This is a genomic window from Candidatus Edwardsbacteria bacterium (genome assembly GCA_018821925.1).
Lineage (GTDB): Bacteria > Edwardsbacteria > AC1 > AC1 > EtOH8 > UBA2226.
In genome coordinates this window covers 22,326-39,311 of sequence record JAHJLF010000062.1, presented here as the reverse complement: position 1 = coordinate 39,311, position 16,986 = coordinate 22,326, and the positions used below count along the sequence as shown (strand labels likewise).

At 53.5% G+C, this 16,986-nt stretch carries 17 protein-coding genes and 1 tRNA gene; 14 read left to right on the top strand and 4 right to left on the bottom strand.

The window, feature by feature from the left end; translation table 11 throughout:
• The 11 genes from KJ869_07560 to KJ869_07510 all read left to right on the top strand — a co-directional run.
• The coding region (locus KJ869_07560; protein ID MBU1577047.1) for a hypothetical protein at positions 1 to 217 on the top strand (217 nt) is incomplete at its 5' end.
• Positions 218 to 241: 24 nt separating this feature from the next.
• Complete coding sequence (locus KJ869_07555) at positions 242 to 1,558, top strand: MFS transporter (protein ID MBU1577046.1); 1,317 nt, start codon at positions 242 to 244, stop codon at positions 1,556 to 1,558.
• Positions 1,559 to 1,562: 4 nt separating this feature from the next.
• Positions 1,563 to 2,459, top strand: coding sequence for a DUF58 domain-containing protein (locus KJ869_07550; protein MBU1577045.1), 897 nt, complete (start codon positions 1,563 to 1,565; stop codon positions 2,457 to 2,459).
• A gap of 110 nt (positions 2,460 to 2,569) precedes the next feature.
• Positions 2,570 to 2,722: a hypothetical protein gene (locus KJ869_07545; protein MBU1577044.1), complete on the top strand. Its 153-nt coding sequence runs from the start codon at positions 2,570 to 2,572 to the stop codon at positions 2,720 to 2,722.
• Between the two features lie 23 nt (positions 2,723 to 2,745).
• Complete coding sequence (locus KJ869_07540) at positions 2,746 to 3,144, top strand: hypothetical protein (protein MBU1577043.1); 399 nt, start codon at positions 2,746 to 2,748, stop codon at positions 3,142 to 3,144.
• Between the two features lie 25 nt (positions 3,145 to 3,169).
• Positions 3,170 to 3,649, top strand: a complete 480-nt coding sequence (locus tag KJ869_07535) for a hypothetical protein (protein ID MBU1577042.1) — start codon at positions 3,170 to 3,172, stop codon at positions 3,647 to 3,649.
• Positions 3,650 to 3,766: 117 nt separating this feature from the next.
• Positions 3,767 to 3,844, top strand: a tRNA-Ala gene (locus tag KJ869_07530).
• Between the two features lie 123 nt (positions 3,845 to 3,967).
• A complete protein-coding gene (locus tag KJ869_07525; GenBank protein ID MBU1577041.1) occupies positions 3,968 to 4,411 on the top strand; it encodes a hypothetical protein in 444 nt (147 codons plus the stop codon).
• 14 nt (positions 4,412 to 4,425) lie between these two features.
• Entirely contained in the window at positions 4,426 to 4,932 is a 507-nt protein-coding gene (locus KJ869_07520) for an HNH endonuclease (GenBank protein ID MBU1577040.1), read from the top strand.
• A complete protein-coding gene (gene dacB / locus KJ869_07515) occupies positions 4,932 to 6,503 on the top strand; it encodes a D-alanyl-D-alanine carboxypeptidase/D-alanyl-D-alanine-endopeptidase (GenBank protein MBU1577039.1) in 1,572 nt (523 codons plus the stop codon). Before KJ869_07520 ends, dacB begins: the two co-directional genes overlap by 1 nt.
• Positions 6,504 to 6,549: 46 nt before the next feature.
• Positions 6,550 to 7,758: a hypothetical protein gene (locus KJ869_07510; GenBank protein MBU1577038.1), complete on the top strand. Its 1,209-nt coding sequence runs from the start codon at positions 6,550 to 6,552 to the stop codon at positions 7,756 to 7,758.
• Between the two features lie 63 nt (positions 7,759 to 7,821).
• Here KJ869_07510 and KJ869_07505 read toward each other — a convergent pair whose 3' ends face one another.
• The 4 genes from KJ869_07505 to KJ869_07490 form a co-directional block, all read right to left on the bottom strand.
• A complete protein-coding gene (locus KJ869_07505) occupies positions 7,822 to 9,501 on the bottom strand; it encodes an Ig-like domain-containing protein (GenBank protein ID MBU1577037.1) in 1,680 nt (559 codons plus the stop codon).
• Positions 9,498 to 10,196 carry a hypothetical protein gene (locus KJ869_07500; GenBank protein MBU1577036.1) on the bottom strand — a complete coding sequence of 233 codons (699 nt, stop codon included), beginning with the start codon at positions 10,194 to 10,196 and terminating at the stop codon, positions 9,498 to 9,500. The genes KJ869_07505 and KJ869_07500 overlap by 4 nt, the downstream gene beginning before the upstream one ends.
• A 4-nt stretch (positions 10,197 to 10,200) precedes the next feature.
• Positions 10,201 to 10,728, bottom strand: coding sequence for a sigma-70 family RNA polymerase sigma factor (locus KJ869_07495; protein MBU1577035.1), 528 nt, complete (start codon positions 10,726 to 10,728; stop codon positions 10,201 to 10,203).
• A 156-nt stretch (positions 10,729 to 10,884) separates the two neighbouring features.
• A complete protein-coding gene (locus KJ869_07490) occupies positions 10,885 to 12,663 on the bottom strand; it encodes a hypothetical protein (GenBank protein MBU1577034.1) in 1,779 nt (592 codons plus the stop codon).
• A 108-nt stretch (positions 12,664 to 12,771) separates the two neighbouring features.
• On the opposite strand from KJ869_07490, the gene KJ869_07485 reads away from it, so the two are divergent.
• Genes KJ869_07485 through KJ869_07475 form a run of 3 tightly spaced genes read left to right on the top strand, consistent with a single transcriptional unit; the run spans position 12,772 to position 16,986 of the window.
• On the top strand, positions 12,772 to 14,775 hold the full coding sequence (locus tag KJ869_07485) for a T9SS type A sorting domain-containing protein (protein ID MBU1577033.1): 2,004 nt from the start codon (positions 12,772 to 12,774) through the stop codon (positions 14,773 to 14,775).
• 1 nt (position 14,776) lies between these two features.
• Positions 14,777 to 15,286, top strand: coding sequence for a hypothetical protein (locus KJ869_07480; protein MBU1577032.1), 510 nt, complete (start codon positions 14,777 to 14,779; stop codon positions 15,284 to 15,286).
• Positions 15,283 to 16,986 (top strand): FG-GAP repeat protein, encoded by a 1,704-nt coding sequence (locus KJ869_07475; GenBank protein ID MBU1577031.1) that lies wholly within the window; start codon positions 15,283 to 15,285, stop codon positions 16,984 to 16,986. The genes KJ869_07480 and KJ869_07475 overlap by 4 nt, the downstream gene beginning before the upstream one ends.

Here is a 16,986-nt window from a genome sequence, read left to right as displayed (position 1 = left end):
TGTGAAAGATAAACAATATTACAAAAAAGGGGTTGTTGAAGTAGGTGAAGAAAATTACGATGGCGGGTCTTATGCTGTTTATTGTTTGGAATTACTGGGTGATAAAAAGGCATTGCCGGCATTAAATAAAGCATTAGAGTGGGCAGATGGTGCATATGGCGAAATAATATCTGAAGCCATCATAAATATAAAAAATAATAGTTCTAGAAGTAAATAATCTCCATACAAATCCTGTCAAAATATGTCTAAACAATCCGGACATTTTGCCGCGGCCCTGTCGGAGCCCAAGTTCGCCCTGTTCGCCGCCGGGCAGCTGGTCTCCCAGTTCGGCGATTACCTGGCCCAGATGGCCCTGATCGCGGTGATCGGAGCCTACACCACTCGGGCCCCGCTGGCCTATTCCCAGATCACGGTGGCCATCGCCCTGCCGGCCCTGCTGTTCGGCCCCATCGTTGGCGTGGTGGTGGACCGCCGGGCCAAGAGCCGGGTGCTGATAGCGGCCGACGCCAGCCGGGCGGTAATCATCGGGTTGATCCCCCTGCTGATGAAAGTGACCGGATCGGTGCTGATTCTTTTCCCGCTGGTGTTCATCTCCTTTCTGATGGGGCTGTTCGCCAGCGCCGCCCGGCTGTCCCTGATCCCCTATCTGGTGCCCCAGAACAAGATCTTCGCCGCCAATGCGGTGATGAACTTCATCAACAAACTGGCCGGAATGGTGGGCTTTGTGGGCGGCGGACTGCTGGTGGTAGGCGGATTCTGGCGGCACCTCAAATTGCAGCCATGGGAGGCCGGGTTCTACCTGGACAGCCTTACTTTTTTGATCTCGGTGATCACCATTGCCATGCTCAAGACCGGGGAGAAAGTGATCGAGAGCGAAAAGGAGGCCGAACTGGTCCAGCTATGGCGGCGGCGGATAAATAACATGAAGACCGACCTTAAGGAGCTATGGACCCTGATATTCTCCTCCCCCAAGGTAAAATTCGTGATGCTTTCCCTGCTGTTGGTGTCCATCTTCGGCGGGACCCTCTATCCCCTAGTGGTGGTCATCGTCCAGAAGGACATCGGTTCCGGCACCGGCGGGGTGGGGGTGCTGGGGGGCGTCTTGGCCCTGGGCATGATGTTGGGTTCTTTGTCCATCGGCTTTCTGGGACACCGCTATTCGCGCCGGACGATCATCGTCTCAGGGCTGTTAGGGGTGGGGACCATGGTCAGCCTGTTCGCCCTGTGCCGCCACTACTGGCAGCTGCTGCCGGTGGGCCTGCTGATTGGTATTTTTCTTTCGCCGGTGATGGTGGCCCAGGACACCCTGCTTCACGAATCGGCCCCGGACAAGCTGTGGGGCCGGATATTCTCGGGGCGCGATTTTGTGTTGAACGGCGGCTTCATGTTCAGTTCCCTGCTGTTCGGCTTCATTGCCCAGATCATCCTGCCCCGATTGGGCACCATCAACCACGAGCGGGTAACCCTATTCTGGTGCGGGGTTCTGCTGACGGCATTCAGTCTGGTGGCGGCCGGCATCGTAGTCAAGCAGAAAAAAGCCGAATCTTCGAGTGGATAACAGCATGACCACAGTTCAGGACTCACTGTCCCCTGATTTTATAGCCCAGATAAAGGGGCTGGACATCAAGGCCCGGCTGGTGGTGGAGGGCTTTTTGACTGGCCTGCATAAAAGCCCCTATCACGGTTTTTCGGTGGAGTTCGCCGAGTACCGCTCCTACATGCCGGGAGACGAGATAAAACGGATAGACTGGAAGGCCTTGGCCAGGAGCGACCGTTATTACGTCAAGGAATTCGAGGAGGAGACCAATCTAAAAGCCTACATACTGCTTGACAGTTCAGCCTCGATGGGTTACTATAAAAAGGGCGGCGTGTCAAAATATCAGTATGGCGCCTGCCTGGCGGCAGCTTTGAGCCTATTGCTGCTGAACCAGCATGATGCGGCCGGCCTGGCCACCTTCCGGGAGGGCATCAGCAATTTCATGGCCCCCAGCTCCCGGCGCTCCCACTGGCGGCAGATGCTGGAGCTGCTGGATAGGGAGATCCCGGCGGGCAAGACCGATTTCGAAAGGATATTTTACGACCTGGCCGGACACCTTAAGCGGAGGGGGCTGATAATCCTGATCTCCGACCTGTGGGACGGCTCCAACGCCGTGCTTAAGGCCCTGAAGCATTTCCGGCATCTTAAGCACGAGGTGTTGCTGTTCCACCTGCTGGACCATGACGAGCTGGCCCTGCCGTTTTCGGGCGAACTGGATTTTGAAGATATGGAGTCCGGAGAAAGGATCCAGCTGGATATGGCCAGCGCCGCCCCGGAATACCGGAGGGCCGTAGTGAGATGGCGGGAGGGACTGAACCGGGAGTGCCGGAAGGATTTCATAGATTATGTTCCGCTGGACACCAAAACCCCTTTTGATAAGGCCCTATTATCTTACCTGCATAAAAGACAGCGGTTGGGATAATTAATTATTACATAAGCAAAACATGATTGCCTGCTATCATGGGGTATTGATTGGATGACAAGTATAGACCTGAGCCCGATAAATAACCCGTAAATTAAGGAGGGATAAAGATGCTTAAGGCAAATCAAACGCTAGATGATAGGCGCTTCGAAGAACGCCGCAAGGACCAGCGGCGCCAATCCCAGAACGGTTCAGAGAATGATAACAGCCGGGCCGACCGGCGCAGCCTGGAAAGAAGAACCAAAGAACGGCGTAAAGATTAAAAAACCAAAACCAGAGGTCCATCATGCAGGAAAGAAAATTAGTTGCGCGGTATCTTGACGGCCGGGTGGTCAAAGGGCATACCCTGGACTTTTCAATGAACAAGGATGCCTTCCATCTGTCGTCCAATGATGACCCCGGTCCCTCCACCGAAGTCCGGATCGAACAGCTTAAGGCGGTGTTCTTTGTCAAGGATTTTGCCGGAAACCGCGAGTATGATGAAAGAAACGATTTTGACGGCAGCTGTCTGGTGAATTGTAAAAAGATGGAGGTTACCTTTTTCGACGGGGAGAAGCTGACCGGGATCACCGAGATGTACATGCCCAATCGGAAGGGGTTCTTCCTTTTTCCGGCCGATAAAAAATCCAACACAGAAAAGGTTTTCGTGGTCAATAAGGCTGTCCAAGAAGTCAAGTTTTTATAATACAAACACACTTTAAAAGGATGATATGAAAAAAACGATCGCCATTGTCATGCTGGTATTGGGCGTTTCCATGGCCTATGGCAAAGGGCCGGTCAAGGGGGGCGGCGATTTCGGCCTGGGGCTGATAGTTGGGGAGCCGACCGGTATATCCTGGAAGCTGTGGAACGGAAAAGAACGGGCCTGGGATGGGGCAGTAGCCTGGTCCTTCATTGATGAAGGTTATCTGCGGCTGCATGCCGACTATTTATGGCATGATTATCAGCTGATAGAGGTGGAGCGGGGCCAGCTTCCGGTATATTTCGGGATCGGCGGCACCCTGTGGTCGGGCCAAAGGGCTCATTATGAAAAACGATTCAACCTGGGGGTCAGAGGGGTGGTGGGGATGGAATATATATTCCCCGAGGCACCAGTGGATATTTTTCTGGAATTGGCTCCCACCCTGGGACTGGTTCCCGAAACCGGCTTTGACGTCCAGGGCGGAATAGGTCTCAGATTTTTCTTTTAACAATCGCTTTCAAATCCGCATCAATAGGCTTGACACAGGGCATATTATTTGCTAAACTTATCGGCGATATGCAGGAGCAGGGCATCTGTTTTCCGGACATTAGGTTAAAACATAAATGGGCCTGTGGCGCAGTTTTGGTAGCGCGCCTGACTGGCAGTCAGGAGGTCAGGGGTTCGAGTCCCCTCAGGTCCACCAGGTATCATTTAAGATGCTTGCGTAGGCAATTGATTTACGGCTGTAGTGCCGAAAAAACAATTCGGCAAGCGTCGTAAGAATCGAGCACAGGCATACGCTTGTGCTTTATTTTTAGGAGAGATTATGCCCAAATTCTTAAAGGTGCTGATATTTTTTGCCGTGCTCTTCCTGCTGTATGCCGCGTTGGCCGTCAGCATCCCTTACATCCGTTTCGTTCACATCAAGGACAAGATGAAAGAAGCTGCCCAGAATGCCATGAACGAAAGCGATGACAGCATCGCCCGAGCCCTGGCCGAAAGCGCCATGGATGATAAGATCCCCCTGGTGGGAGACTATTTCTACCAGGTCCAGGATGAGAAGGGAAACAAGGATGTCTATAAGCCGGAGACCGATGAGCAGCAGAGGGAATACCTCGATGGTGCCAGGGAATATTTTCTGCAGAACATCATAAGGGAAGAGGGCCAGAGCTACGCCATTTCCATAGATTATACGGTGGAATTGTATTTCCCATTCTATATCCATAGAATTAACTTCAGCCATAAGGAATCACAGCCGCTAGTCAGATAGCTTTAAATAACAATCTGGGGCGCCAGGTGCTGGTGCTCAATCAGAATTATGAACCGTTGCTGGTCTGCAATGCCAGACGGGCCTTGGTTCTGTTGTTCCTGGGAAAAGCCGAGGTGGTGGAGAACAGCTCTCACTTTGCCGCCAGCATCCGCCGGAGATTCATACTGCCCAGCGTCGTCCGGCTGGGCAGTTTCATCCGCAAACCGCGCCTGGAGGTCAAACTTTCCAAGCAGAATATCCTAAGGAGGGATCGCCACGTCTGCCAGTACTGCGGCACCAGCCAGGGGCCGCTTACCATCGACCACCTGGTGCCCAAGAGCCTGGGGGGAGATGACACCTGGGATAATTTGGTGTGTGCCTGCACGGTATGCAACAATAAAAAGGCCAATCGCAGCCTGAAGCAATCCAGGATGACCCTGATCAAAAAACCTCGCCGGCCCCATTACTTCTCCTTCATCCAGTATTCGATACATAATCCTGACGATAACTGGAAACCCTATCTGTTTTTGGGAAAACCCTGATGCTAAAAAGAATTTCATATATATCCATCCTTATTTTAACCGGGGCTTTATGTGTATCCAGTGCTTGGGGGGCGAAGACCAGCGCCAAAAAGACCACCAAGAAAAAATCCACCAGCGTCTTTTACCTTCCCAAGCCCACCGGAGATGTTCAGGAGGATCTGGATAAGTTATTAAGCAAAAAACTCAACCGGGTCGGCCGCTGGGGGGTGGCGGTGTTGTCGCTGGACGACGGTTTGCTTATCTATCAGCATAATTCCAATACACGGTTCATCCCGGCATCCAACACCAAGCTGTTCACTACGGCTGCCGCCCTGGAAAAGCTGGGCCCGGAGTACAGCTATCAGACCGAAATATATGCCTGCGGGCCGATAGACTCGGCCGGAGTGCTGAACGGCGATCTGCTTATCAAGGGATCCGGCGATCCCACCATCAACGAAATTGCCACCATGGAGGATTGGGCGGATAATATCAAGGCCATGGGCATTACCGAAGTATCGGGCGATATTATTGGCGACAAGGGCGATTTCCTTCCCGAGAAGCTGGTGTCCATAATCCCCCGCTCAGCCAACAAGCTGGTCCGTCCCAAGAAACGCCTGGCCTGGAGGATTTCGGGCCTGTCTTTCAGGGAGAATGTGGTGGTGGTTACCCTGAAAGGTGGAAGGATAGGCAAACCGGTGACGGTCATCACTGATCCCCCGATGTCGATCAATATCAAGAACCTCAGCCGGACCATCGCCGGCAGCTACAGCACAGTCAAGAAAAAGATAAAGAACAAGGACGGGACCTACACCACCAAAAGCCGTCGGGTCTATAACAACGGCAAGGCCTATGCTTCCTTCAACGGGGCTACCTTGAAAATAACCGGCAAGCTGGCCGCCGGGGCATCTAAAAAAATTACCGTCATCGCCAAGGATCCGGAGAGCCATTTCGCCAGGATCTTCGCCGAACTTTTAAAGCAGCGGGATATAGCGATCAACGGCAATATCAGGGCCAGCCAGGAGCACCCCCCGGTCCGCGAAAACAACACCTCGCTGTTGTACGTTCATTATTCCGAGCCCCTTTCAGAGATTATAAAGGTCATCAATAAAAAGAGCCATAATCTCTACGCCGAATCGCTGCTACAGACCATCGGGGCCGAGGTGGACGGCGAGGGCAGCCGGAAGAATGGCTCCTCGGCCGAGCGGAATATCATAAGTCAGATGGGCCTGGGGGAGGTGGACCTGTTCGACGGCTGCGGGTTGTCCCGGCAGAATGAAGTATCGCCATTGCAGATGGTCAACCTTCTCAAATATATGCACGAACAGCCATACTGGGACGTATTTTACAAATCGCTGGCCATCGGCGGCATAGACGGCACCCTGTCGGGAAGGTTCTCACAGCCGGATTTCTGCGGGAGGGTTTACGCGAAGACCGGCTCCATCGGGGGAGTCTCGGCGCTATCCGGCTACCTGACCGCCAAGAACGGCAAGATGTTCGCCTTCTCCATAATGGTGAATAACACCTACCGCTCAAAGCTGGCCAGGCGGATCGAGGATTATATTTGCAAACTGCTGATAGACAATCTAAGCTGATAGCGGCATACCTTTGTAACCATAACCTTAAAAGGAGGATGGAGATTTGTTGAAGATGTACTTCGATTACCGGGATGTTTTTCGGGCTGCCAGGCTGGGCCTGTCGCCCAAAAAAATGGGGGTCCTCTTTTGGGGATTGGTGTGTGGTTTTGTTTTTTACGGTATATTCGGATATCTGGCCCACCTGGCCGTTGGCCGCAGCCTGGCCGATGTATGGGTGATGTTCGGGCTGGTTCCGGCGATGCCCTGGCCCGGCTCCGGCGCCATTTCCTGGGGGCTGTGGCTGATCGGGCTGTTGGGCGCCTTACTGATATACATGATGTCCGCAGCGGTGACGGCCCGCCTGGCGGCGGAACAGCTAAAAGGGAACGAATTTTACGAAGTGAGGGAAGCGGCAGGCTATCTAAAAGGGGCCTGGAAATCCATCCTGGGCGGACCACTGGTCATAATCTCTTTCGTATTATTGCTGCTGTTTTTCGGAATACTGTCCGGCTGGTGGGGACGGATACCGGTGCTGGGTGAATTGACCATTGCCGTCTTGAGCCTGCCCATCTATCTGGTATGTTTGTTTATAGTCTTCCTGCTGGTGTCATTGGCCATAGGGCTGTTCTTTTCACCGGTGATCTCAGGCGCCACCAAGGGCGATGCCTTTGACAACCTTTTTGAGGTGTTTTCATCCATCACCGCCCAGCCTTGGCGTCTGGTAGCATATACCGGGCTTCTCAAGGTATTGTGCCTTATCGCAGCGGGTGTTTTTGCCTGGTTCACCATCAGCGGGCTGGGCATGGCTTACCAGGTTCTTTCCTGGTCGATGGGCGGCAAATTTGCCGGCATTGCTATCGCTGCTTTCAATCTGTATACTCCCCCGCTGGCGACCAATTATATTATGGTCCTGGGCATGGATAACCCCGTATTGTCGGGCCTCTCCTCATTCATGACGGCCACCCCGGCGCTTAACTGGTCCGGCCAGACGGCGGCCTTCATCATGGGGATGTCTTTAAATGCCATCCGACTGCTGGTCCTGTCTTACCTGCTGAGCGTCTTTGTCACCGGACAGACCATCATCTACGGGATAATAGTGATGAAGAGGGATCAGCGCGATATTTTCGCCAGGGAGGAAGCCTCCTCGGAAGAAATTTGCCAGGCAATCGATGATAACAAAAAGCAAACAGAAGAAGCTAAGCCCCAGAAGGATAAAAAGCCCAAAAAGGTTTTAAAGAAGATCAAAACCGTCAGCAAGACGAAAAAAAGATAATTGGAGTTAAAAAAAAGAGGCGCCTTTGCAAGGCGCCTCTTTTTTGATTTTACACCCAATTATTTATCTGATGGTTATTTTTATTCCATCTGTTCCCGCCAGCAGCCCATTGATAAAAACCCGGACCATTATATAACCATCGGCCGGCAGCTTAGAGGGCTGCCCGGCCCGGAACAGGCCGGTGCTCTGGTCGATATTGCCAAATCCAAGGATCGAGGATTTTATGTCCCATTCAAAAGCGGCCGATGCTGTCAGGTCGTTTCCGTTGGCATCGCGCACCGATGCGGCAAAGAGGATCTGTTCCCCGGTGTGGATATTATACTGATTGGGCGGGGCGTTGATCTTGACCTGGTAGCTGCTGATGGTGATCGGAGCGATTGCTCGGCCTGCTCCGAATTCCTGGGGAAGTTCGGCGATGACGATGCCCGACCTGGCTGCTGCGCCGGCAGTGAACAGACCTTGAGGTGTGATGATGCCGAGATTCTCCGGCTGCAGTTTCCAGATGATGCGCTGATCTCCTGCCGGCTTGCCCCGGCTGTCAGTTATGACGGCGGAGAACTGGAGCATCTGACCTGGCTTCAGGCTGGTCTTGGGCGGGTTTATCCGGATGGTGTTCCGTCCCTGGCTTTGTATCTTGACCGAGGCGGCATCCCTGCTCCGGCCGAATTCGGCCGGCAGTTGAACTACTATTTTGCCGGACAGGGTCCGGTCTCCCGCAGTGAACAGCCCCTGGGGGGAGATCGAGCCCAGGCCTTCGGGGATCACCTTCCAGTCGAGGGCGGGGACAATCACCGAACTGCCGTTTTCGTCCCACACCTCAACCTCGAATTTAGAGCTGGATTTCGCCTCCAGCACCACCTGGCGGGGTTTGATCTTGATCTGGTAACGGTTGCTTTTTTCGGAGATTATGACAAAAGCGCGGTCGCTGCCAAAGGCGTATCCGGAGGCGGCCTCAACCTTGATAACGCCCAGCCCGGCCTTTTCTCCGGCGGTGAAATTTCCATCCTGGTCGATGGTTCCCAGCTCCGGAGGAGACAGGGTGTATCTGAGCCTGGCTCTGACGGTTTCGCCCTCCGGATCCTGGACCTGAACGGTCAGCCGGATCCGGGTTTTCGGCTGTAGCTTGATTCTCTTAGGAGAAACAACCACTGAAAGATCGGAGACCTTGCCGGAAGGTCGGACAGATATCTGAGCCTGCCCCAAACCATACTTTCCTGGTCCCTTGGCCAGGGCCACGATCCGGCCTTTCCCGGCGCCGTTGGCGGTAAAGTCGCCCTGGGCATCGATGGTTCCCAGATCGTTGGGGATGACCAGCCATTCGGTTTTGATATTTTCATCTGGCAGCATAATCCGAGCGGTAAAACGCAGGGTTTGGCCGATCTTGAGTTCGGCCCTGGCCGGCGATACCGATACCGTAAGGCGGCCGGGTTTGTTCCCCAAAACTTTTATCATGGCGTGTCCCAGCACGGTCCGGCCTTCCTTGTTTTTGGCTATGGCCCGTACCATCCCCCGGCCCGGCTTGCCGGATGCAGTGAAAAACCCGCTTTGGTCAATATTTCCCAGAGTGGCCGGAACGACCTCCCAGTTTAACGACCCACCGGGCTCCAAGCCCTGGATGGTGAAAGCAACGGCAGTATTGACCTGGACCTCTGCCGGATTGGGCGAGACCTGAAGCCCGGCGGCCTGCAGAGCTGCCGCTGATATCAGCAGCAATGGGATCAGTATTAAATGCATCTTTTTCATGATGGTTCCTCCAGCAGATAAAAGCGCCAACTGGCCGTTTGATAGCTTCCATCAGCCTGCTGCAGCACTACCCTGACCATATGTTCTCCGGCCCCCAGGGACTTGGGATCATAGGAGATATGCTGACGGCTGATGGTCGATCCGGCCGAGACATCGATATCGTCCAGCAGGACCTGCACCTTTCCCTGATGGTCGGGATACAGCGAGGCCATAATGGTCAGATCCCCGCGGCCGACCACATCCTGGTCGGACGGCCAGACCGGATATATCTGAGATAAAATATTTGATGGCTGATTTTGGACAGACCCCGGAGCGGCGGTATTATTACCTTGGTTCTGGATAGATACAGGGCGGTTCGGAATGTCTGTGTATTGAGGACTATATTCGTAACGCATCACCAGGGCGGAGAAAGCCACGATCAGGGCCATGGCCGGGGCGGCCAGGGTCAGCCAGCCCGGCTCCAGCATCTTTTTGCCGGAGACCCTCTGCCGTCCCTCCAGCCGGGCCAGGGCTTTGGCGCCCAGGTAGGCCGGAAGCTCCGCCTGAGGAAATGTTTTTAGAACATCGCTCAGGGCCCTCTGCTCCTGCCATCGCAGGGAGCAGTCCTGGCATCTTGTCAGATGTTCCTGCAGCTCCCCGGGCAGCGGGGCCCCGGGGTTTTCTTGCAGATATTTTTCGATTTTTCGACAATCCATTTTATCACACTCCTGTTTCTGATACGTAACCTTTTAGTTTCTGGGCCAGGATCTTACGGCCCCGCCACAGTCTGGATTTTACTGTTCCCTCCGAGCAGTTCATTATTTTGGCGATCTGTTGGCAGCTTTGGTCCTGAAAATAATGCAGCACCACGGTCTCTTTAAAATCCTCCGGCAGGGCGGATACCGCCCGGGCCACCACCTTGGTTCTTTCGCTGCTTTCGGCCGGGTCGGCAGCCGTAATATCGGTGGACAACACATCACTGGAGACGTCCTCGAAGCCCAGCCAGCTTCGGACCCGCATCTTGCGGGCCTGCCGGCGTTGATGGTTGACGGCGATGCGGTATATCCAGGTGAAGACATCGGAGTCCCCCCGGAACTTGTGGTATTCGCGGTGGGCTATCAAAAGAACATCCTGGGTCAGATCCTGGGCCCAGTGGTAGTTGCCGGTCAGCCGGAGCATCAGGTTGAACAGCTTCTGTCCGTATTTATCCAGTACTTCTTCAAATTCCGGCCGCTGTTTTTCAGGCATAGTGTCGATTATCTGTAGGTTAGAGTAATATTGTTACTGAAAAGTTCCGGTGAATATTAAGATCGATCCATGAGGCTAAATCTATATTGAGCAAGGAGTTAAGTATCTTTAGAAATTTACTATATTGGTTAGAGTCCGCCTGTCCGCCAATGGTTCCTAAAATCTATAGCTAACCGACAGCGATGCCAGCTGTTGGCGATAATTTTTATCCGGCGTGACCCGGTCCCGGTGCAGTATATTGCGGCAATCAAAGATGATTCCGGTATGGATCGAGGCCTGCCACGATGCTCTCAACTGTGCGGTGGTCCGGGCCTGGTCGGTCAGCCCGTAGCTGTCAAAAACCTGATAGTGCTGGCCTGAGGCCTGGATATATAATCTGTCGGCCATCAAATAGCGGGAGATGCCCAACATTCCGTTATGAGACTGGGTCAGACTGATACCGGAACTTGAGGAGTAGGAATAGGAGGATATGACTGAGAGGGACATCAGTTTGGTCACGGTGCTCAGGCTCAGGCTTCGGTTCTGATAAAGATAAGTGATATACGGCCGGTAGTTGTAATCCAGCCGCAGGCTGGCCGAGGTGAGCCGCCCCCAGGCATAATTCATACCACCACCCAGTTTAAAGCTGCTGCCGGAGGCGGAATCGGTGAAGATCTTGTACACCGAGCCGTCCAGCCTGGCCGACAGACTGCCGGGGAACCTGAGATCCGCCGTCCCCAGGAGTTCGTTCTTGGCTGTTTCCAGATAAGGATTTCCAAAGCTTTTGAAATTTTGTCCCCAGGAGATGTATTCCAGATTAAGCCAGTGGCGTCCCATCCCTTTCTTTACTCCCAAAAGATAGCTGTGGTCATTGATGTATCCGGCCGAGGAGTCCGGCAGGAAGCCCGATCCGGCATACTCGCTGCGGAATCTGGCTCCGCTGATCGTCCACTCCAGGGAGAACCACGAGAGGCGGTTCTTTCCCGATAACAAGGTGTCCACGGTTATCAGGGTATCGGAGAAGCCGGTCAGGGTGTCGTTGTAGATATAGGTGGATGACCTGAAGCGCACCGAATCCGGCAGGGAGCCCGGCTGATCATATCCGTAAAGGTATCCCCCGGACAGCCAGAGGCTGTCGGCCAGGGATCTTTTTATACGGCCGCCGTAGAGATACTGGGCATAGGTCTGAAACAGGGTGTCGGCCGGCTGGGTGCGGCAAGCGGTGCCCAGGATACTGGTCTTTTTATTCTGCCAGGTGGCCAGCAGCCCCAGGGGAGAGGTTCCGGAGAATACCAGGGTTGACAGCTCGGGGTAGAACTCTCCGGCGGACAGTCCGAAGGAGGAATTCTCGAACTGCAGCAGTCCGTGAAGGTATTTGTCGTAGGCCGGATCGTAGGATAGGTAGGAATTGAAAAAGCCGCCGTCCAGTTGTCCCGATAAATTCACGTCGCCGGAGGGATGCCAGCCGATGGGGTAGCTCAGGCTCAAACCCGCTGTATCCTTGTTGCACTGCGAATAGAACATACCGGCGGTAAGGGAGATATCAAGAGGTATCTTGATCGGCCCGATGGGTACGGTATCCAAAGCAGCTGCCTTGAAATCCCAGGAATTTTTGAATACAGTATCGGCCAGGCTGGTGAACAATACGGTTATCCGGTGGGGGCCGGGCGTCGGCGGTTCCGGGGAAAGATAGAAAAGGTAGTCCTTGGTTATTTGCGTCTGTGTGGTGATATCCTCTCCGTCCAGCAGCAAGTGGATATCCATACCGGAGGTCTCCTCCAGCAGCAGGGAGATCTCCAAGGCCTCCCCAGATGGGATCACCGAATCAGGCAGAGGGGCCAGGATGGTGAAAGGCCTGAATTCATCAATATCCCCGGGATCCGGCAACTCTTGTGAGTAGGCCCGGGAGAAAACTGACAGCAGTATGAATGATAATATGATGTGCCAAAAGCGCATAGAATGAATTTTGGGGCATTTTGAGTTAAAAGTCAAGAAGATAATTGACATCTGGAACATCAATTATTCCTTGACATTAACCGCCTACTGCCATAAACTTATAATGATATGAAAGAAAAAACCATTATATATTCGGTTACGACCGGGATTTTGGCTGTTTTATTGGTCTGCTGTTCCAATGCAGTGGCCCAGAATAAAAGCATCCATCAGCTCCAGTCGGAAAGCTATTCCGACAGCCTGATCATCAAGGGCCCGGAGGTAAAATACCTGCCGCTGGCCAAAGATAAATCGCCCAGAGTCGGCAAGACGGTGCTGGGATACGATCCCTACTGGACCAGCGACCAGTATCTGCATTACGACCTGATCACACACCTGGCCTGCTTCAGCGCCGAGATGGCGGGAGACGGGAGCATCACTACCAGCCACGGCTTTCCCGGCACCTGGTCGGCCACCATCGCCCATGCCCACAAGAACGGGGTCAAAGTGCTGTTGTGCGGCACCTGCTTCAGCAGTTCTGCCATCACCTCGATACTCTCCAGCGACTCCTTCCGCACCAATGCGGTAAAAAATCTGCTGAACGCGGTAAGGGACGCCGGGGTGGAGGGGGTCAATATCGACTTCGAGGGCCTGGCCCTGGCCCAGAAGCAGAACATGGTGAAATTCATCCACGAACTGTCCGACAGCTTCCATAGCTGGGATCCCGCCTCCTACGTTTCGCTGGCTACACCGGCGGTGGACTGGGCCGGTTCCTGGGATTACGACAGCCTGGCCATCTATTCCGACGGATTGTTCATCATGGCCTATGATTATTTTTGGAGCGGCTCGGCCACCACCGGGCCGGTGGCGCCGCTGGATGGCTATAGCTACGACGTGGGCTGGAGCATCCACGACTATGCGGTCTATTCCGGGAACCGGCGGGAGAAGATGATCTGCGGGGTGCCCTATTACGGGTATGACTGGCCCTGTGTCGGGACGACCGCCGGATCGGCCACCATCGGAAGCGGCAGCGCGGTGATGTTCTTCCAGGCCGAGACCCTGGCCTACGACTACGGCCGGCAGTGGCAGGCCTCCTCCTACACCCCCTGGTACTATTACAACAACGGGGAATGGCATCAGTGCTGGTACGACGACGAGATCAGCCTGGGCTACAAGTACCAGATGGTGTGGGACAGCCTGTTGGCCGGCACCGGGATGTGGGCCCTGTCCTACGACGGCAGCCGCCCGGAGCTGTGGACCGCACTGCGCACCAGTTTCAACCTGCCGGCCGATTCGCTGGTCAACGGCGGGATGGAAAATGTTTTCCGGGACACCGTGGCGGTGCCGTCCAACAACTCTTTAAAACCCTTCGGCTGGCTGGATGGCGACAATGCCGTGGCCGATACCGCCACCGATTTCGTTCACACCGGCAGTTATGCCTTGCGCCATCGGGCCGATTGCATGGGAAAGGCTGTGCCATTTTTGTCGTTCCTGTTCCAGGATGTCAAGGTCACTCCGGGACTGAACTACTGCCTGTCTGGTTGGGGGCGCAAGAACGACGGGGCCGGCAACACCATGCGGATGCGGATCCAGTGGTTCGATTCTCTGCATAAGAATCTTTTATTGGACGACACCACTGCCGCCCTGAGCGCCGACAGCGCGGGATATGTCTTTCTGACCACCGGGACGGTGGCGGCTCCGGCCGGGGCGGCATTCGCCCGGATCAAGCTGAACATTTGGGCGGTGAACAGCACGGCCTATTGGGATCGGTGGGATGATGTCTCGTTTACGCAAGTAACAGGTATAGCGGCGGAACCAGCGGACAGGGGACAGCGGACAGCGATCAGGTTAAACCAAAATTATCCCAATCCGTTCAACAAGGCCACAGTTATCAGTTATCAGGCGACAGGGGATGGGCCGGTAAAACTTGCGGTTTATAACATAGCCGGGCAGTTGGTAAAAACATTGACCCCACCCAACCCTCCCCTCGAGGGGAGGGACAAGAGGGAGGGGTCGGGGTCCGTAACCTGGGATGGCCGGGATGACAACGGCCGGGCGGTTGCCAACGGGGTGTATATTTATAAACTGAACGCCGGCGGAAAAAGCCTGGCAAAAAAGATGATAATTTTGAGGTGATATGCGCTGGTTTATTTTTTTCATAATGCTTTTTGTCTGCCTGCCTGCCCATGCCCAGCAGAAGTGCGAATTATCCGATAGCACCTATTGGGCCTGTGCCGATTCCGGCAGACTGTATCATGTGTTTGCAGAATCCACCGTAACCGTGCAGACGGAGACCAAAGGCTTTACCTTTACCGCCATTCATTTTGAACTAACCCAAGGCAAATACGGATGGGCTGGCGGAAATGACAGCACCGGGCGTGTAGTCTTAATGCGAACGATAGACAGCGGGAAACACTGGCAGCATACCATGACTCCGGTAATGCCCAAGGGTGACGGGGTTGACCGGATACATTTTGTTAAAGGTGGGTTGTTGTTTGTCCTGCTAAAGAGTGGCAAGGCGCTAAGAAGTAACGATTGGGGTTGCACCTATAACTTTATGCTTAGTCCAGTTGCCGGAACCAGCTACGAGCAGGGCAAGAAACTGTTTGAGGAATCTATCAGGCATTTTGAGGAGAGACTCAAATGAGAAAGTTGCTTTTAATCTCGTGCCTGCTAGCTATAGCCTATGGCCTAAGCCCGGCCCAGACCACCTACAACCTGGATATTATCTGGCAAAAAGCCTCGCCCGATACAGGCGGTGGGTGCCGTTATTGGGGTTATAGAATGGCAGGTGGGGATCTGAACGGCGATGGTTATTCCGATTTTGTAAGCTCGACAGATACTGTGATAGATCTTTTTGGGTGGATTAAATCCCGGGTATACATTTTCCTAGGTGGCCCAGCATTAAGTACGGTACCAAGCCAGATAATAACATATGATACTACCGGTTCGCATCAGCCAATGTGCATTGCGGATTTTAATAATGATGGTTATGGTGACTTGGCCTTGGGAGATGCCTATGGCACAGGTGTGAATGAAACCAAAGGGTGTGTGAACATACATTACGGAACAGGGGTTGATCTTAATTCCACGCCCGATCTGGTAATAGGGGGATATAACGGTATACCAAGCACAGCTTTCGGCACTTCCTTATCCGCCGGGGATATAAACGGCGACGGGATAGATGATCTGGTGGTGGGTGCGCCTAGCTATCCGATATCCGGCACACGTGAAGGGCGTGTGTATGTATATTATGGCGATACATTGGGATTAAACACCTTTCCTGACATCATAATAAATGGACATTCAAGCCCGGTATTTTACGAGGAATTCGGGGCCAGCATTAGCAGTGTTGACGATTATAATGGTGACGGGTATGACGATCTATTGATTGGCGCTTATGGCAGTTCCATAAATGGAGCAGCCAGCGGGGCTGTATATTTTTATTATGGAAGTGCAAAGGTTGATACAATAAGTTATGGATGGGTATATGGTGAAAACAATTATCAGCTATTAGGTGGATTTAATGTATCAACTGTTGAATCCGACACTATTGGCTATAACGCTATTGGCTGGTTCGGTACACCGTTCTGGCCTACCACTACCGGAACTTCTGGCGAAGGCAAGTGTTACTTATTACCGGGCGATACTATCGATGAAATAGCGCCGTTATGGACGATAACGGGCGAGGATACTGCGTTGGGCTTCTGGTCATCATCCGCCGGCTATGCCGATGGGGATAAATTGGGTGATTTCCTGGCCGGAGCATCTCCGGCATTTAATGGAAAGGGCAAGGCGTATCTATGGTTAAGACGGCCATTAATGAAAAATATACCTGATGCTTATATTTTGGGAAGATATTCTGGCGGTGTTGGTTTGGGTGATGAACTTGGCGCACGCGTAGCTCTTGCCGGTGATGTAGATGGTTGTGGCCGGGATGAGTTTTTAGTAAGCAATTATTATGCTGACAGCAGCCATATGGTTTGGCTGTGCAAGTATACCGGACCGGATGGAGTCGAACAGATTCCGGATGATAGATTACAGATGACAGGGATAAAGTTGGGGCAGAATTATCCCAATCCGTTCAACAAGGCCACAGTTATCAGTTATCAGGCGACAGGGGATGGGCCGGTAAAACTTGCGGTTTATAACATAGCCGGGCAGTTGGTGAAAACACTGACCCCACCCAACCCTCCCCTCGAGGGGAGGGACAAGAGGGAGGGGTCGGGGTCCGTTACCTGGGACGGCCGGGACGACAACGGCAGGGCGGTGGCCAACGGGGTGTATGTTTATAAACTGAACGCCGGCGGGCAAAGCATTTCCAAGAAAATGATAGTCATAAAATAA

What these genes read in the sequence shown, in the direction of transcription:
- KJ869_07555 (MBU1577046.1), top strand. Translation starts at nt 242, where the DNA reads ATGTCTAAACAATCCGGACATTTTGCCGCGGCCCTGTCGGAGCCCAAG.
- KJ869_07550 (MBU1577045.1), top strand. Translation starts at nt 1,563, where the DNA reads ATGACCACAGTTCAGGACTCACTGTCCCCTGATTTTATAGCCCAGATA.
- KJ869_07545 (MBU1577044.1), top strand. Translation starts at nt 2,570, where the DNA reads ATGCTTAAGGCAAATCAAACGCTAGATGATAGGCGCTTCGAAGAACGC.
- KJ869_07540 (MBU1577043.1), top strand. Translation starts at nt 2,746, where the DNA reads ATGCAGGAAAGAAAATTAGTTGCGCGGTATCTTGACGGCCGGGTGGTC.
- KJ869_07535 (MBU1577042.1), top strand. Translation starts at nt 3,170, where the DNA reads ATGAAAAAAACGATCGCCATTGTCATGCTGGTATTGGGCGTTTCCATG.
- KJ869_07525 (MBU1577041.1), top strand. Translation starts at nt 3,968, where the DNA reads ATGCCCAAATTCTTAAAGGTGCTGATATTTTTTGCCGTGCTCTTCCTG.
- dacB (MBU1577039.1), top strand. Translation starts at nt 4,932, where the DNA reads ATGCTAAAAAGAATTTCATATATATCCATCCTTATTTTAACCGGGGCT.
- KJ869_07505 (MBU1577037.1), bottom strand. Translation starts at nt 9,501, where the DNA reads ATGAAAAAGATGCATTTAATACTGATCCCATTGCTGCTGATATCAGCG.
- KJ869_07500 (MBU1577036.1), bottom strand. Translation starts at nt 10,196, where the DNA reads ATGGATTGTCGAAAAATCGAAAAATATCTGCAAGAAAACCCCGGGGCC.
- KJ869_07495 (MBU1577035.1), bottom strand. Translation starts at nt 10,728, where the DNA reads ATGCCTGAAAAACAGCGGCCGGAATTTGAAGAAGTACTGGATAAATAC.
- KJ869_07490 (MBU1577034.1), bottom strand. Translation starts at nt 12,663, where the DNA reads ATGCGCTTTTGGCACATCATATTATCATTCATACTGCTGTCAGTTTTC.
- KJ869_07485 (MBU1577033.1), top strand. Translation starts at nt 12,772, where the DNA reads ATGAAAGAAAAAACCATTATATATTCGGTTACGACCGGGATTTTGGCT.
- KJ869_07480 (MBU1577032.1), top strand. Translation starts at nt 14,777, where the DNA reads ATGCGCTGGTTTATTTTTTTCATAATGCTTTTTGTCTGCCTGCCTGCC.
- KJ869_07475 (MBU1577031.1), top strand. Translation starts at nt 15,283, where the DNA reads ATGAGAAAGTTGCTTTTAATCTCGTGCCTGCTAGCTATAGCCTATGGC.